The sequence below is a fragment of the Sphingobacterium sp. SYP-B4668 genome (assembly GCF_027627455.1).
Lineage (GTDB): Bacteria > Bacteroidota > Bacteroidia > Sphingobacteriales > Sphingobacteriaceae > Sphingobacterium.
In genome coordinates this window covers 3,127,357-3,144,077 of sequence record NZ_CP115483.1, presented here as the reverse complement: position 1 = coordinate 3,144,077, position 16,721 = coordinate 3,127,357, and the positions used below count along the sequence as shown (strand labels likewise).

The window sequence follows — 16,721 nt, the reverse complement described above, 5'->3', positions numbered from 1 at the left end:
CAATGACCGTCTAGTTCTATTTTACGATATTTTATTTGTTATTTCGGCTATCTTTTAAGAAAATATTGTGGATATGATAAAGCTTTATAAGCAAAACCTTTGTAACCAATTGATATACAGGGAAATTTGGTTTGATGAATCCAAATCTTGCTGTTTCGTACATCATGGAAAAGTTGGATATCAAGGTAAGATTGAATCTGTTAAGCTCAATCATTTCTCTGAATTGGAAAGTTTATTTCACGATTTTGAAAATAGGGCCTTGGCCGAAGATTATGCGCATTTTCCTGTTGAGAAATTGGTTTCTGTCGTTGTACAATATCCGTTGAAGAGTGCGATGGGCAGTAAGCGTGACCTTTGGCTGAAAGAAAAAGCTTCGGAATATCTAAATCAGCATTTAGGATGGTATGGACTGGGGGAGGTGGACGGACATGATATTGGAAATAAGAAACTCAATATATTTTGCAATGTCGTAGATGAAGATAAGGCTATATCAAGTATCAAATCCTGTTTGAAGACTTACAGACTAGATTTAGGCCAAGCGTTGATAGCGAGTCGTAAGCCTGGAGACACAGCACATACTTTAAGGTATGCGGCCAAAAAAATAGAAGATTTTACCCTGATCTAAGTCTTGGAAAATATGCTAAGACGGTAGCCAATGAAGCGTAGTTGCAATACGACAAGCCTCTATTGAATTGCCAACTCGTAGTTTTTCAAGAATGTTTTGCCGATGTCGATTGACTGTGTTCAAGCTAATCGATAAAATATTGGCGATTTCCCTACTTTTTTTCCCATTTTTAATAAGCTGCAGGATTTCCATCTCTCTTTTCGATAAGAGATTACCATTCTCTTGTTTTTCAGACTTGATTACCTGTCCAGTGATCGTGTTGACAATATATCCTTCATAGAGCGTTGTCTGCGCGGCTGAGAGCGAAAAATTATATAAGCACAAGGCAAGCCATATACTGCCATTTGGTAAATTACGTATATAAAGCATACGGTGAAGTACAGTCACATATTGATTGGATTGATTGCGCATGCGCAAATTGCTGACCACATGGTAGTGATAGCGGTCAGCAATAGGTATGGTTTTTAGAAAATGAAAATACTGCAGTTCCAGCATATGCTTGTGTATTAAGTCGTCTGGATGGATTCGATTTAGAATTTCTTCTTCCCATATTGAATCAATTTTTGTAGTGCTTACATCTTCTGATATTCCCAAGGTCGCCGCTATTCCGCCGTTGTATATATAGCTCTTATTGCTTTTCAAATCACTGAGCACTGCAATCGCATTCTCCACATGCGCATACAGCTGGGCAATATATTGACATTGTGAAAGCTGTGTTGTCGAGTCAGAAGGGTTATCGAAAATCTGCTTTAGAAGTTTATTATTTAGAATGTTTGCGATATTTTTCATACCATAAAAATGGTTATTTATCAGTATTGATTGTTAATAGGTGCTAATATACCTTTGTTAATGTAAAAATCACATGGTTATTTTCAATACAATAAAATGAAAAAATTAATATTAGGTCTCCTCGTAATGACCTGCCTCCAAATTGCGAAGGCTCAAAATCTGGAGAAGTTACAGTGGTTTAATCAACCAACAAAATGGGAAGTAAAAGATAATGTCCTCAGCATGTTTGTAACACCCCAAAGTGACTATTGGCGTATTTCACATTATGGGTTCACCGTTGATGATGCACCGTTTTACTACACCACATATGGTGGTGAGTTTGAGGTTAAAGTCAAAATAACGGGCGGTTATAAGGCCCGCTTTGATCAAATGGGCCTCATGCTACGCATTGATAAGGAAAATTACATCAAAGCTGGAATCGAGTTTGTGGATGGAAAGTTCAATTTGAGTACGGTAGTCACCCATCAAACTAGTGATTGGAGTATTATTAGCTTAGAAAAGCCCATCCCTTTTGTATGGATAAAAGCCGTTAGACGTTTGGACGCTGTTGAAGTGTTTTATTCCTTTGACGATATCAACTATATCATGATGCGCAATGCATACTTACAAGATAATACGCCTGTGATGGTTGGAATGATGGCGGCCTGTCCAGATGGAAATGGTTTTGAGGCAAAATTTGAACATTTCTCAGTACGACACCTTCCTGACCAAAGGAGATTAAAGTGGTTAAAAGAAAATACAGATTGATCAAGTGGATTTTGATTTATAAGATTACTTTTTAAATTTTTATTATATTGTACCGGAAAGCCGCAATGTCAATTTGCACTTTCCGGTATTCTTTTATTATAAACCTGAAGAATATATACGTATCGCAGAACATTTGATGTTTTTGATTATACAGCTACTGAATTATGATCGCCATGGACAATACATTTTATAAACAACGGAATCTAGCCATTGACATGTTACGGGCTTTTACCATGTTTGTTATGATTTTTGTGAATGATTTCTGGAAGATTAGTGATGTGCCTCATGTCTTAGAACATGCTGCGTATGGAGAAGATTTTATGGGACTTGCCGATGTGGTGTTTCCTTGTTTTCTTTTTGCTGTTGGATTATCTATTCCTTATGCTATAGAGCGTCGAATTGCGAAAGGACTAAGTATAGAATCGACATTGACACATATATTTGGACGTACCTTTGCGCTATTGATGATGGGGGCGTTTATCGGCAACTCTGAGTCCCGCTTGGCTGTATCTGTGCCGTATCCCATTGGAGTGTATTGGATTTTGATGGTTCTCGGGTTCTTGGCTGTCTGGAATGACTATACAAAAGTCAATTTCAAAAATAAATATGCTATTCTCCTAATCAAGGGGATAGGAGTTTCTATTCTATGTTATTTAGCGATTACATTTCGTAGTTCTGATGGTGCTATATTTGGTGCTAAATGGGGTATTTTGGGAATGATTGGGTTTGCGTATGCGTGTTGTTCTATCATATATGTATTAGGTAGAAGCCAGGTGCGGTATCTTTGGGCGGCCTTGTTTTTTTTGTTGGCTGTCGCATTTTTTAGGACGCCAATGCGTCAAGAGCTTGGCGGTTTGAGCATATTCAATTTGCCTCAAGGCAATTTTATAGATGGATTTATTTCACTTTTCCACATTGGAAATGGAGTATTACCGGCTTTTACTATGGCAGGGGTGATGTTATCCGTATCCTTAGCTCGTTTCGTTGATAAGCCAAAACCTCGGGTATGGATCATATTGTCTGTAACGGCACTACTTTCTGCTATAATTGGATTTGTGGCGCATAACTATTGGATTATATCTAAGATTGGTGCCACCCCTCCCTGGTTTTTTTATGTTGTAGCTATTGCTATATTGCTTTACGTCCTCATGGACCTACTAGTCGCTAGGAAATGGACGGGATGGTTTAGTTATATTAAACCAGCTGGTACTGCCACGTTAACCACCTATTTAATCCCCTATGTTTTCTACGCTATCGCCTCACTAGGCAGTCTGACATTGCCCCAAAGTTTAGCTCACGGAGCAATTGGTCTGCTCAACTGTTTGATTTTTTCTTGGTTCGTTATTTTTACAGCTGGCCTGCTCGAGAAATATAATATTAAACTTAAAATCTAAACAAACACATCATGATCATTCGAACCCTATCAACAAAGTGCTTTGTCGTGTTATTGGTTTTCGCTTTTTTATTTACGTCATGCAATCTAAAAAAGGAATCCCCTTCTCAAGAATATCCGATGTTTTGGACCTGGTTGGATTATAAACCCGGTAATAATTTTGATTCCATTTGTCGTGAAATGCAAGAGTTAGGGATTGACGGCGTAATGTTGAATGCACCCACTCCTGATGATTATCGAGTAGCAATTCCTATTGCTCAGAAATATGGAATAGCAGTATACGCTTGGTTGTGGACGATGAACTTAGAGCATGATCGTGAGAAAATATTAAAAGAGCACCCCGAATGGTTCAGCGTGAATAGAAATGGAAAAAGTCTAGCAGATACTACAGCTTATGTGGGGTATTATAAATTTTTGTCTCCGGTATTACCTGAAGTGCGTGAGTATATCAAAGAAAAGATAGCCTCCTATTGTAAGGTAGAAGGACTCCAAGGGATTGCTATTGACTATCACAGATATGTAGATGTGGTCTTGCCAACCACCTTATGGCCTAAATATGATATTGTCCAAGATCGGGAATATGCTGCTTGGGATTATGGATACCATCCAGAAGCAATACGGATGTTCAAGGAACAGCATGGTTATGATCCTAGAGCGCAAAAGGACCCATCAACGGATTTGAAATGGAGGCAATTTAGATGCGATCAGATAACAGAGGTTGCAAATATGATTGCAGAAGTTGTGCACAAACATGGAAAAAAGATGGCAGCTTCACCATTTCCTACCCCGAAGATGGCCTCCAGGATGGTCCGTCAGGATTGGGGAAAATGGAATCTGGATATTGTATTTCCAATGGTGTATAGTAGTTTCTATACCGAAGATAAGAGCTTCATCGAAGATTGTACCATGGAGAACGTCAAAGACAAAAATGAAAGAACAACCTTATATTGTGGATTGATGGCCATAGATGGGCCGGAGATGTTTGCTGCTATGGATGCTGCATTGGACAATGGCGCACAGGGAATATCGATTTTTACCGTCAAGACCTTACGAGATCCAAAAATCAAGCAACAATTTAGAGCCTACACGGACAGTGCGCGAGCAAAACGAGCCGCGAATAATGGGATGATGCCTGTTCTTGGAAATAAGAAGCTCGAAATCGATCCCTTCAAGAAAGAAGGAGTCATGCGTTTGATTCAAACCCGAATCCAACAACTTATTGCCAACTCTCAAGTGAACGATAACTTGCCGAAAATTGCTCTTTCAGAATTTACGGCAGTAGAGACTTATGATGTAACCCATCGTTATATTGTTACCGAACAAGTAAGTAACAAACAGTTTTGGGTGACTTTTTATTTCTACGGTGGTATATTGTCAGGGTGGAATGTCGATCCTGTGCTTGTAAATAACGATGGCACGAAAAGATCATAGAAAGGAAGGGATGACATTACTAAGAAAAAAACAGAAATTGTCCTTTTGGGTTAATCTGATTTGTTTGTTGGGACTCCATGCCGAGGCCCAACAACTACCAAAAAAGCTGATCGTAGACAAACTGGATTTGCACTTAGCAGACCCATCAATGATTCCTAGAGTTTTTGATGAAACCCATTTAGAATACCATCAAATATCCAATGTTAATTGGCCCGACTATCCCTATCGACCCGATGTGAAATTTAGGATTGCTTATAGCGACTTTGGTATACTACTACATTTTAAGGTAGTCGAACAGAGTGTTCGAGCAAAGACAAGTTTAGACAATGGCCCTGTATGGGAGGATTCCTGTGTTGAATTTTTTATCCAACCAGATTCGTCAAATGATCTATACTACAATTTGGAGTTCAATTGTATTGGAAAGCTCTTAATTGAGAGTGGAACACCAGGAAATAGAACATTTGCAGGACCAAATGTATTGGCAAACGTAAAGCGCTGGTCCTCTCTGGGGACGCAGCCCTTCGAAGAAAGGAAAGGACCGGTGAACTGGGAGCTTGCCGCGGTCATACCCTATTCGACATTCTTTAAACATACAATTGAACGATTAGATGGTAAAGTTGTCAAGGCCAATTTTTATAAATGCGGAGATAAATTAGCGGTTCCACATTTCATCTCTTGGAGTCCTATAGCTTTACAGGAGCCCCAATTTCACGCACCTTCCTTCTTTGGATACTTGCAATTTGGATACGATTGAAATGTCGAAACACATCTGGCCTTCCTTTTTGACATCATTTGATTAGGATGCAATTCGTATACACAATTGTTAAATACCATAAGTCTATTTCTCCTAAACTCGCTAGTTGTGACGCATGGTGCCCAGCTGGTTGAAAAATAACAAAACAGTATTTGTGTTAAATTCTTTCAAATTATTCGTTCTTAATCAAAAAATGTCTTAAACTTGTTAGGCTTGATGGGGATTGTCGATACACAATTCAGCCGTTTGGATTGCACTACCTAAACCTAACTTACATTTGAATATGAATAATGCGAAGGCGGACCGCGAGTTGATTATCGAGATGAATCTGGATAATGAGTCTGCTTTAGGTACGCTGTATAGTAGATATGCTGATCGTGTCTTTGATCTATCCTTTTTTCTGTTGAAAGATACAGGATGGAGTGAAGACGTTGTTCAGGAAGTTTTTTTTAAATTATGGATTCAAAGAGCTGTTGTAGATCATAATTCTGAGCTTTGGCCTTATTTGTATGTCCTAGCAAAGCGAGAAGCACTTAATAAATTGAGAAGCTTAAAACGCTCGAAATCTGCTTTTGAAAGATTGCTCTGTCATATTGATCTTTATGCAGAAGAGGCAGATAAAATGTTGGACCGAAAAGAGTTGTCGCTAGAACTTGAGTCCTATGTTTCCCAACTCCCTACTCAACAACAAATTGTATTCACCTTGAGTAAGCTGGACGGGCTTTCTCATCAACAGATTGCTGAAAAGCTCAATCTTTCCAAAAATACGGTCAAGAACCATATGGCGCAAGCACTGAAACATATGCGTAAAAACCCAATAAATCGAGACCTTTTACATATTTTGGTTATGTATTTTTTCTTGAAAAGGTAACCGTTCCTCATTTTTAAGTCAAATTAATATATCTATTTGCAACTTGGTTGCTTTTTATTTTCTTTTCTATACCTTTGTGTCACACGAGAGGAAAGGAAATCTTTCCGTGCGCTAGAGACTGCTTTTTTGGCTATTTAATAGGGGTAATTAATGATGGTACACAACACTGAATTCGACGTAATTATTATCGGAGGAAGCTATGCGGGTCTTTCTGCAGCAATGGCTTTGGGACGTTCACTCAAAAACGTACTTGTAATCGATAGCGGGCAGCCCTGTAATCGACAAACTCCACATTCCCATAATTTCCTAACCCAAGACGGTAACACACCTCTTGAGATTGCTAGGCTTGCTAAGGAACAGGTGCAACAGTATAGCACTGTTAGTTTTCGTGACGATTTGGTAACGAGTGGTAGGTCCGTTGATTTTGGTTTTGAAATAGAGACTGCTTCTGGAAAAATATTTAATTCCAGTAAATTGCTTTTTGCAACTGGTATACTCGATAAAATGCCACACATTCAGGGCTTTGCCGAATGTTGGGGTATATCAGTTATCCATTGTCCCTATTGTCATGGATACGAATTTCGCAACAAGAGTACAGGTCTTATCGCGAATGGAGAGAGAGCTGCTCACTTGGCCTCCTTAGTACATAATTTGACAGATCAATTGATTATATTGACGTCTGGACAAGCTGAATTTAGCGCTGAGCAGATGAATAGGTTTAAAAAGCACAAAATCGACATTTTTCAATCCAAAATTACAAAAGTTATCCATCAAGACGGAAAAGCGACCCATTTGCTCTTCGAAAATGATGCACTGCTACCTTTTGATGCCATTTATGCAGCCGTTCCCTTTGAGCAGCAATGCTTAATCCCAGAATCGATGGGATGTGAACTTAATGAGCAAGGATACATAAAAGTAGATGCCCATCAGAAGACAACGATTCCAGGAATTTTTGCGTGTGGAGACAGTACTAATATGATGCGTTCTGTGGCCAATGCCGTGAGTAGCGGTAATATAGCTGGAGCTATGGCAAATATGGAGCTCACCCAAGAAAGGTTCTCATAGTTTGACTTTTTTTAGTACCATTTGTGCCAGATTAGTCATATTACTTATCGTTTAATATAGAATCGTCCTTAATTTGCATAAAAAAGGAGAGAATTTAAATTCTCTCCTTTTTTTATTTGCTGATTATCAATTGTTTATTGTTTTGTGTGGAGTTTTGATAAAAAAATAGTGATTTTGACTAGTCTTTTTTTTCGCTTTCGGTGTACTGTCTTAAATGGAGGAGTTATTCGCGGCACCGTCCATATCCAAAGACCAAATTATGCAGAACGAAACGCTTAAATCTCTTTTGATTAAATATGCGGAAAATAACATTTCCAGAGATGAATTACATCATTTATTAAGCTTACTAGAAGACTGTGATGAGTCGATCGTCTTTTCCATAGTTGATGATTTAGCACTTCAGCATCAAGATAGTAAAACAGGAGATGGGCTTTTCAATAAAAGTAAAGTGTTAAGTTCCTTGTCCGATCGCATTCAAAAGCACCAGATCAATACGCAAAGCAATTTAAATACTCGGCGAATAGGGGTAAGGCAGCTGGGCTTAGCCGTGGCAGCTCTTGTAGTATGTTTCCTTTCTGTTACTTTTCTTTTAAGATTATTCTCCAACGATACACATCAACAATTTAAGAATGAGATTGTATTACCTGATGAAAGTCGACCTGTCCTGACGCTAGGAGACGGTAAGCAATATACCGTGGCTGAGACCGAACTGAAGACCTTGCGTGAAGGAGGTATACACATTAAGAAGGACAGTACTGGACATGTATTGTATAAGATTAATGACCTAGGGGGAAGTGAAAAAGTGCAGCACACCTTTCTTAGCCCCAAAGGCACAGCATCTATACTTGAGTTAGCAGAAGGTACTAAAGTATACCTCAATTCGGGAGCTAGTATTACCTATCCTTCTCAATTCCATCAAAATATACGTGAGGTGACACTTCATGGAGAAGCCTATCTCGAAGTCTCCCACGATGCCAGTAGACCCTTCGTAGTTCACGCTCAAAATACTGATATACAGGTTTTGGGTACTCAATTTAATATTGCACCTGATTTATATAATACTAAGATTATCACCACATTGGTACAGGGTAAAGTGACTGTCAGCAACGGAGCTACTAAGCAAACCCTTCTGCCTGGTATGCAGTCTCAGTCCGACACTCGGAGTCAGCAGATTACAGTGAGTGAGGCTGATATTAAAGAAGTATTGGCTTGGCGAGAAGGTTATTTTAGATTCAGTGACGATGATATGGAGACCGTGTTACTCAAAATTCAAGGTTGGTATGATATCAAAGGTTTTTCTATTCAAACCACATCCTCAGCCCCTATAGTCGGTATGGTAAAACGAACCAATAAGTTATCCGATTTTTTGCGGCAACTAGAAGAAATCTCAAATTGTAAATTTAAAATTCAGGATGGGAGGGTCCTTGTTATGTAAACTTTTTTATGAAAATAAACAAGTCGGAAGTGCTACCAACACTCCCGACAGAAAATGTTTAGTGCATGAATGACTAATTGATTGTGAAACAATTAACACCAAACGAGTACAAATGTATAAAAGGATTAATAATAATTGCTTGTTTAGACGAAAAATCTTAATAAAAGCACTGATGTGGATGAAAGTATTAATAGCAATACTCATATTGACGATGATGCAAGTTAAGGCATCAACGTATGGCCAGGAAGTGACGTTGAATATAAAAAATGGAGCTCTAATCGATATTCTTGATGAGATTCAACGTCAGACATCATACGACTTCCTGTATAATGGTAACTTAATTAAGAAGAATAAAAGATTAAGTGTCCGGGCAAGTAAGAAGGACTTTAGAGAAGTCTTAAACGAATTGCTTTCAGAAAGCGGTTTGACCTATGAATTGAAGATGAATACGGTGTTTATCAAACAACGGAAAGAACTGCCTTCAAAAACCATTGCCTTAGCGACTTCGATTCAACAGAAAAGAAGTATTTCTGGGCAGGTTAGAGGCCCGGGAGGGGAGGCTTTGGAGGGCGTTACTGTCACAGTTAAAGGGAGCACTATAGGTACCACTACAGACAGGGACGGTCACTATAAGCTCGAAATAGACCAAGACCATAAAACATTATTGTTTTCATTGGTGGGTTTTACTGCTCAAGAAGTAAGGATTGCTGCTACTGATGAGATTAATGTAAGTCTGCAAGCAAGTGTCAATGATTTGGACGAAGCAGTTGTCGTTGCTTTCGGAACACAGCGTAAGGCGAGTATTATTGGCGCTATTACGACCCTACCTCCAAATAAACTAAAAGTGCCCGTGACCAAAATCAGCAGTAGCTTAGCTGGACAGATGGCTGGGATAGTATCAGTGCAAGGGTCTGGCGAACCTGGTACTGGAGCGGCATTCTGGATTAGAGGTGTCAGTAGTTTCGGAGCTAATAATAGACCCCTAATTTTGGTCGATGGAATCGAACGGCCGTTAGATTTAGTGGATCCAGAAGATGTTGAATCCTTTTCGATTTTAAAAGACGCTACGGCTACAGCAGTATACGGCGTTAGAGGTGCCAACGGTATTGTACTCGTCACGACCAAGCGTGGTAAAAAAATGAGTAAACCAATTATAAATGCGCGGGTAGAACGTGGCGTCTTGCGACCTACAAGTTTGCCCAAGCTTGCGTCTGCATCCCAATGGATAGATTATTATAACGACATCAACTTTGAGAGCTCTTCCACAATGCCCTTTCCTCAGGAGATAAAAGATTTATATGTCAATAAGGTCGACCTTGATATCTATCCCAATGTTGATTGGATGCATGAAATTTTTAAAAATAATACGACCAATGATCGCCTGAATGTTAATGTGACTGGCGGGGGTGATTTTATTAAATATTACGTGTCAGGTTCTTATCTCTCCGAGGATGGGATATTTAAACCTCAAAAATCTCCCAACTATGATCCATCTGTCAACTATGACAAAATTAACTTTCGATCCAATCTCGATATTAAACTTTCGTCTTCTACGGAGCTGAATCTGAACCTCTCCAACCAGTACGAGACCAAAAATCGGTTGGGTGTAGACATGGCGACCATGTATGAGATGGTCTTGCATACTACACCGATTGCCATTCCGACCCAATATTCAGATGGTACTCATGCACAGCCATCAGTGGGGCAAAATCCTTATTATGCACTTAATAGCACCGGTTTCTCTGAAGATTTTTGGAACAATGCCCAGTCTTTAGTCGGGTTGACACAGGATTTTTCCAACCTTGTCACTAAAGGATTGAAAGCAAACGTCAAGTTCTCATGGGATGCCTTCAACGGTTCAACGTTAGACAAACGTAAAAATCCAGCGACTTATTACGCAACAGGAAGAGACAGTGAAGGTAATCTGATTTTACACAAGAATGCGGATGGAAGTGATTATCTGTCATTAGGACGTTCAAATAGAGGTGAAAGGACGATTAATTTTGAATCCTCTTTGACTTACGAAAATCTCTTTGCTGAAAGGCACCGTGTTGGCGGGCTGTTTTTATTCTCTATGAGACAACGCACCAATAGTTTTCCCGGAGATTATATTGCAGCTTTCCCCTATAGGAATATGGGGATAGCTTCGCGCGTTACCTACTCCTTTATGGATCGATATTTTATCGAGGGTAACTTTGGCTATAACGGTTCTGAAAACTTTGCTCCTACTAAACGATTCGGCTTTTTTCCATCTCTAGCGCTGGGGTATATCATCAGCAATGAGCGGTTCTTTGAACCCCTTCTATCAACAGTCAATTTGCTAAAGATCAGAGGGTCTATGGGAGAGATTGGAAGCGATCAAATTGGAGGTGATAGACGTTTTGCTTACAATTCCGAGATGGCATCAACAGGAGGCTATCACTTTGGGAGTACTGGACAACAATGGCGTGATGGAATCGCAACGGGACATCCTGGAAATCCGAACGTATCCTGGGAAAGCGCACTCAAAAGAAATATTGGTATCGAATTAGGTATGTTTAATAAGTTGACCATCAATGCTGATTATTTTTCCGAGAAAAGAGACGGCATATACATTTTACAAGAAAGTGTTCCTTCCGTAGTCGGGGTGAATGTAAAGCAATATGTAAATTTAGGTAAAATGGAGAATAAGGGTGTAGATGCTTCATTGGAATTTAGCCATCAAAGCGGAGAATTTTTATTTCAAGGACGTGGAAATTTTACATATAATCGAAATAAGAAACTATACGATGATAAGCCCGACAAGGTTTGGCGCTATCGGAATGAAGTCGGACAACGTTATAATCAGCAAAGAGGATTGGTGGCGCTCGGATTGTTTGAATCATATGCCGACATTGCGAATAGTCCCGCACAATTTGGAACACTTCGTCCAGGTGATATCAAGTATAAGGATATCAATGGAGACGGTGTAATTACTGAAGACGACTATATTGCTATTGGCGATACAGATATTCCTGAAATCAATTACGGATTTGGTGCCAGTGTTTCTTGGAAAGGCATTGATGTATCCGCATTCTTTCACGGAGTGTCCAACGTGACGCGTATCATAGGCGGAGGGCCGCTTTATGGACAGAGTGGTAATATTTTGGTGTATGGACAGATTTACTCCGATGTAGCAGATAATAGGTGGACTACTTCCAACCCCAACCCCAATGCGGAATACCCTCGACTTTCGATGACTGGTAGTACTAATAATGGTAAAGCTTCTACTTTTTGGCAAAGAGACATGAGTTTTCTTAGGTTGAAGAATTTGGAGGTTGGGTACACTATTCCTAAACGGTTTACAGAGCGAGTCAAGCTCTCCACTGTTCGACTATATACACAAGGGCTCAATGTCCTTACTTTCAGTAAGTTTAAGCTTTGGGACCCAGAGTTGAGTACATCTTATGGCGGTATATATCCGCAGATGCGCGTGTTTAATTTTGGATTGAATATCATATTATAATCAATAAAGAGATGAATAAATTCATACATACGATATGTTGCATGTTGACCCTTATCTTAATGGGTTCCTGCGACAAGTATTTAGAAGTCGAACTTCAAAACCAAATGACTCTAGAAGAAGTGTTCAATAAGCGACAAACGACCGAATCCTATCTAGCACAGGTTTATGGATATTTGCCCAGTGAGAATGATATGATTGGAGGGGAAGGCGGTATGGTACCTTTGAGTGACGAAGCTCTATTTTCTTGGCTGGCTTGGGTTCCTTGGATTAATATTAATAATGGTTCGTGGAATCCTACAACTGGAGATTACCATATTTGGGCACATAATTATAAGGGGATACGACAGGCCACTATCTTTATGAACAACGTGGACAAAAATGTAGAAATCAGCCAACAATCCAAAGATATCATGAAGGCTGAAGCTCGTTTCTTACGTGCCTATTTCTACTACTGTCTTCTAAGACGGTACGGCCCCGTATTTATCGGTGGGGATACTGAAGTCGATCCCTTGCTTCGTTCGGATGACGTTGATCGGCACCCTTTACAGGTAAATGTCGACTTTATCGTTTCCGAATTCGACAAGACGATACAAATCCTTCCTGCTCAAATAACCGATCAAGCTTGGTATGGCCGCATTACTAAAGGTGCTGCGATGGCAGCTAAATCGGAGTTATTGCTGTATATGGCTAGACCATTATTTAATGGAACAAAATTATATGTGGGGTTTAAAAATAAAAATGGGGAATTTTTGTTTCCACAAACAGCAGATGCCAACAAATGGGAATTGGCTGCAAAAGCAGCTAAAGATATTATCGACCTCAATCAGTACGCTTTATATGTAGATAATACTGAATCTGACCCTTTTCGAAAAGCCATAAAGTCCTACATGGGGGTATTCTTTAGTAAATGGAACTCCGAAATCATATGGGGCCGATGGGTGACAGATGGATATGGCTACAATGTCCGAGCAGCTCCTCCACGTGTGGTGAAAGAGGGGTATGGTGGATATTCACCTTCCCTCAAGTTGGTAGATACTTATCCAATGTCGGCTAGTGGACGTTATCCCATCACTGGATATAAAGCCAATGGTGAACCGATTATTGATGACAAATCTGGATATGCAGAGACCGGTTTTACTGAAAATTTTGTACATCCTCTGGACAACTTTGCCGCCATCAAAGCGCATAACAGTTACGTGGGACGAGATGCACGATTCTATGCATCCATATTGGCCAATGGTATGAATTGGATCAATACCCTCCATGGACAGAAATTGGTGACTTTCCATACCGGTGGGACTTCTTCTTATACGGGGACTGGCGATTGTGTCAAAAGTGGTTATCTATGGCGCCGAATGAGCGACCCCACAAATGATATAGAGCAGGGGCAATGGGGACAGTTTTCTTGGCCTTATTACCGTTTGGCTGAGATTTACTTGAACTATGCTGAGGCATGCAATGAAAAAACTGATCGTAACGAAGCCGAAGCATTGAAATTTGTCAATTTGGTTCGGCAGCGAAGTGGATTATCCAAATTGGAAACTGCTTATCCAGAGGTGCTTGGAAATAAGGATCTGCTGCGCGAATTACTGCGAAAGGAAAGAATGGTCGAATTGGCCTTTGAAGGCAATCGATACCACGATTTGCGTACTTGGATGACTGCCGAAAAAGAACTTAATGAACCGTTTTATACCCGAAATCTTGCTTCAACGACCTATGAAGGTTCTTGGACCCGTACAACAGGAATATATACACAGGGACGCGTGTTCCAACCTAAGCACTACTTCTTTCCCTTAAACCAAGACCAGCTCAGCGAGATGCAGAACATCACTCAGAATTATGGATGGTAGATTCTCCCTAATAACATAGGAGTATGTATACCAACAGCTAAAAATTAAACAAAGAGACCAAAATGAATATAAAGAAAATAAAGATGAAGCTACTGGGAGTCTTTGCCTTGAGCCTCTTGGCTGGATGTGAGGACACCATGTTAAACAACATGGTCGAGGATAAGGTATACCTCTTAAAGGAGGGTGTCCAGTCGGTTAATGTATATAATGTTGATCAACCGACGATTCCTATCGAGGTAGTCAAATCAGGTGTCCTAGGGCGAATAGCGAAATTGGACCTTGATATTAAGCCAGAATTGTTGACAGCCTACAACGCAGCCCAACAAAAGGAATATAAATTACTAGATCCCGCTACCTATAGCTTAAAGAGTAGTACAATGGATATGGGAGCGGATGATTATCAAAAAGCATTTGAGTTACTTTTGGATGGAGAAAAATTTAAGGCTGAAAAAGCGAAGGATCCAACGGCTATCTTGGCTATACCCTGCGAGGTGACCCTTTTAAATCCAAATCCAGATGAAAAATCAATAATGCAGGCCATTATAATTCCGACCCTTGTTGAGCCCTATATCCAATTTACAAAATCAGGTGTTTCGGAAAATGATTACAAGATTACAGCCTCCAGTTTACCCATGCTGTATTATTATTCCAAGGTGGAGGTAAATTATTCCAATTTAGCAAATGTTAATTTTAAAGTTGAACTGGCAAAAGATTATCAGACCTTGATTGAGGAATACAATGTGATATATAGAACGAGTCCTGAGTACAAAGAGGATTATGTTTTACTACCAGAAGCTAGCTATGAGCTCAATCATGATTGGACCATAGCTTATCGAGCTGATTATACAGACATTCACTTCCAGATACTCAAGGATAAGTTGGTAGATAATTCAGGAAAGGCACGATACGGTATGTACATACTTCCCTTGCAAATTACACAAGTATCGGCCAACAAAATTCATCCAGATCGTAATGTTATTTTAGCCCGTTTTAAATATGAATAGACGAACATTTATCAATAATATAGCCATTGGAGGAACCAGTTTGACCGTGCATCCCGATTTCTTTAAATATTTTAAAACTGTAGATTCTCCGATTAGATTGGCATTGATTGGAAAAGGAGGGATGGGAACTGCCGATACGAATACCGCACTTCGTATATCCGGAGTTGAATTGGTTGCCGTATGCGACATATTTAACAATCGTTTGGAAGACGCAAAACAACAATGGGGAAATCATATTCAGCTAGAAAATGACTATATCAAGTTGCTTAGATCCGATGGGATAGATGCAGTTATTATTGCTACACCTGACCATTGGCATCAGAAAATCGCAATCGAGGCCCTTCGAAACGGGAAGCATGTATATTGCGAAAAGCCAATCGTGCATAAAAGGTCTGAAGCGACAGCGTTGATTAAAGCGCAGCAACTTAGCGGTAAGATTTTTCAAATGGGCACTCAAGGAGTATCCGCAGTAGGGACACGCATAGCAAAGGAAATAGTAGAAAGTGGACTCATTGGACCTATTAACTTTGTAGACGCTCGATTTTCAGCGCCACCATCACCTCTTCATGGATTTAGACCACCTGTTGGTGCTACCAAGGAAAATATTTGGTGGGATCGGTTCTTAGGAGATGCTCCCAAGCACCCCTTTGATGCACAACGTTTTTTTGCATGGCGCAATTGGAGTGACTATGGTACAGGCTTGGCAGGCGATCTTTTTGTTCATGTTATTGCCAGTGTCCACTATATTACAGGCAGTTCTCGACCCAAAAGAGTATATGCGGATGGAGACATACTGTATTATAAGGATGGTAGCCGAGATACACCTGATGTTATTTACTCATTGTTTGATTATGAAAATGATAGCAAAACCCAGCATTTTAAAATGTCCTTGGGAGCTAATGTGCTTGATGGTGTTTCTAATGATTGGGGCAGTACCAATTTTCAAATCATCGGCAACAATGGAAGCATGCGTGTGACATGGGATACGGTAGAAGTGAAGCTCTTAAACCCTGCCACACTTGATAAACTGGAAGCTAGATTGAATGTAATTCCCGGTTTCGGAGCCATCTCCAAGGTTTCAGACAAGGAATATCACTTCTCTGCACAAACAAATTATGTAGATGCACATTATTTGCATTTTAAAGACTTTTTTGATGCAGTTCGAAGCGGCCAAAAGAATGTCGCCGATGTTGCATTTGGAGTCCATGCCTCTACAGCCGCATTGATGAGCTTTGAGAGTCAATTAAAAAGTAAAGTAGTTTAATCTTATTAC

General features: G+C 39.9%; 13 protein-coding genes. 12 read left to right on the top strand and 1 reads right to left on the bottom strand.

The window, feature by feature from the left end:
* The first annotated feature begins 73 nt into the window (after window positions 1-73).
* On the top strand, window positions 74-625 hold the full coding sequence (locus OQ289_RS13120) for a hypothetical protein (RefSeq protein ID WP_270087309.1): 552 nt from the start codon (window positions 74-76) through the stop codon (window positions 623-625).
* Between the two features lie 15 nt (window positions 626-640).
* On the opposite strand, the gene OQ289_RS13115 is transcribed toward OQ289_RS13120, so the two are convergent.
* Entirely contained in the window at window positions 641-1,414 is a 774-nt protein-coding gene (locus OQ289_RS13115; protein ID WP_270087308.1) for a response regulator transcription factor, read from the bottom strand.
* Between the two features lie 96 nt (window positions 1,415-1,510).
* On the opposite strand from OQ289_RS13115, the gene OQ289_RS13110 reads away from it, so the two are divergent.
* The 11 genes from OQ289_RS13110 to OQ289_RS13060 all read left to right on the top strand — a co-directional run bounded on the left by OQ289_RS13110 (window position 1,511) and on the right by OQ289_RS13060 (window position 16,712).
* A complete protein-coding gene (locus tag OQ289_RS13110; RefSeq protein WP_270087307.1) occupies window positions 1,511-2,161 on the top strand; it encodes a DUF1349 domain-containing protein in 651 nt (216 codons plus the stop codon).
* A 173-nt stretch (window positions 2,162-2,334) separates the two neighbouring features.
* Window positions 2,335-3,555 (top strand): DUF5009 domain-containing protein, encoded by a 1,221-nt coding sequence (locus OQ289_RS13105; RefSeq protein ID WP_270087306.1) that lies wholly within the window; start codon window positions 2,335-2,337, stop codon window positions 3,553-3,555.
* Window positions 3,556-3,566: 11 nt separating this feature from the next.
* Window positions 3,567-4,985, top strand: coding sequence for a family 10 glycosylhydrolase (locus OQ289_RS13100; protein WP_270087305.1), 1,419 nt, complete (start codon window positions 3,567-3,569; stop codon window positions 4,983-4,985).
* Window positions 4,966-5,739, top strand: coding sequence for a carbohydrate-binding family 9-like protein (locus tag OQ289_RS13095; RefSeq protein ID WP_270087304.1), 774 nt, complete (start codon window positions 4,966-4,968; stop codon window positions 5,737-5,739). The genes OQ289_RS13100 and OQ289_RS13095 overlap by 20 nt, the downstream gene beginning before the upstream one ends.
* A 283-nt stretch (window positions 5,740-6,022) precedes the next feature.
* Window positions 6,023-6,610 (top strand): RNA polymerase sigma factor, encoded by a 588-nt coding sequence (locus OQ289_RS13090; RefSeq protein ID WP_270087303.1) that lies wholly within the window; start codon window positions 6,023-6,025, stop codon window positions 6,608-6,610.
* Window positions 6,611-6,760: 150 nt separating this feature from the next.
* Window positions 6,761-7,675 carry an NAD(P)/FAD-dependent oxidoreductase gene (locus OQ289_RS13085; RefSeq protein WP_270087302.1) on the top strand — a complete coding sequence of 305 codons (915 nt, stop codon included), beginning with the start codon at window positions 6,761-6,763 and terminating at the stop codon, window positions 7,673-7,675.
* 259 nt (window positions 7,676-7,934) lie between these two features.
* A complete protein-coding gene (locus OQ289_RS13080) occupies window positions 7,935-9,110 on the top strand; it encodes a FecR family protein (protein ID WP_270087301.1) in 1,176 nt (391 codons plus the stop codon).
* A 178-nt stretch (window positions 9,111-9,288) separates the two neighbouring features.
* Window positions 9,289-12,594 carry a TonB-dependent receptor gene (locus OQ289_RS13075; protein WP_270087300.1) on the top strand — a complete coding sequence of 1,102 codons (3,306 nt, stop codon included), beginning with the start codon at window positions 9,289-9,291 and terminating at the stop codon, window positions 12,592-12,594.
* 11 nt (window positions 12,595-12,605) lie between these two features.
* Window positions 12,606-14,444, top strand: coding sequence for a RagB/SusD family nutrient uptake outer membrane protein (locus tag OQ289_RS13070; protein WP_270087299.1), 1,839 nt, complete (start codon window positions 12,606-12,608; stop codon window positions 14,442-14,444).
* Between the two features lie 62 nt (window positions 14,445-14,506).
* Entirely contained in the window at window positions 14,507-15,448 is a 942-nt protein-coding gene (locus OQ289_RS13065; RefSeq protein ID WP_270087298.1) for a DUF1735 domain-containing protein, read from the top strand.
* Window positions 15,441-16,712 (top strand): Gfo/Idh/MocA family protein, encoded by a 1,272-nt coding sequence (locus tag OQ289_RS13060; protein ID WP_270087297.1) that lies wholly within the window; start codon window positions 15,441-15,443, stop codon window positions 16,710-16,712. Before OQ289_RS13065 ends, OQ289_RS13060 begins: the two co-directional genes overlap by 8 nt.
* The last annotated feature ends 9 nt before the right edge of the window (window positions 16,713-16,721 follow it).

Excerpts from the sequence above, each read along its gene's own strand:
- OQ289_RS13095 (WP_270087304.1), top strand. The coding sequence starts at position 4,966 with ATGGCACGAAAAGATCATAGAAAGGAAGGGATGACATTACTAAGAAAA.
- OQ289_RS13080 (WP_270087301.1), top strand. The coding sequence starts at position 7,935 with ATGCAGAACGAAACGCTTAAATCTCTTTTGATTAAATATGCGGAAAAT.
- OQ289_RS13115 (WP_270087308.1), bottom strand. The coding sequence starts at position 1,414 with ATGAAAAATATCGCAAACATTCTAAATAATAAACTTCTAAAGCAGATT.
- OQ289_RS13105 (WP_270087306.1), top strand. The coding sequence starts at position 2,335 with ATGGACAATACATTTTATAAACAACGGAATCTAGCCATTGACATGTTA.
- OQ289_RS13120 (WP_270087309.1), top strand. The coding sequence starts at position 74 with ATGATAAAGCTTTATAAGCAAAACCTTTGTAACCAATTGATATACAGG.
- OQ289_RS13090 (WP_270087303.1), top strand. The coding sequence starts at position 6,023 with ATGAATAATGCGAAGGCGGACCGCGAGTTGATTATCGAGATGAATCTG.
- OQ289_RS13085 (WP_270087302.1), top strand. The coding sequence starts at position 6,761 with ATGATGGTACACAACACTGAATTCGACGTAATTATTATCGGAGGAAGC.
- OQ289_RS13110 (WP_270087307.1), top strand. The coding sequence starts at position 1,511 with ATGAAAAAATTAATATTAGGTCTCCTCGTAATGACCTGCCTCCAAATT.
- OQ289_RS13100 (WP_270087305.1), top strand. The coding sequence starts at position 3,567 with ATGATCATTCGAACCCTATCAACAAAGTGCTTTGTCGTGTTATTGGTT.
- OQ289_RS13070 (WP_270087299.1), top strand. The coding sequence starts at position 12,606 with ATGAATAAATTCATACATACGATATGTTGCATGTTGACCCTTATCTTA.
- OQ289_RS13060 (WP_270087297.1), top strand. The coding sequence starts at position 15,441 with ATGAATAGACGAACATTTATCAATAATATAGCCATTGGAGGAACCAGT.
- OQ289_RS13065 (WP_270087298.1), top strand. The coding sequence starts at position 14,507 with ATGAATATAAAGAAAATAAAGATGAAGCTACTGGGAGTCTTTGCCTTG.
- OQ289_RS13075 (WP_270087300.1), top strand. The coding sequence starts at position 9,289 with ATGAAAGTATTAATAGCAATACTCATATTGACGATGATGCAAGTTAAG.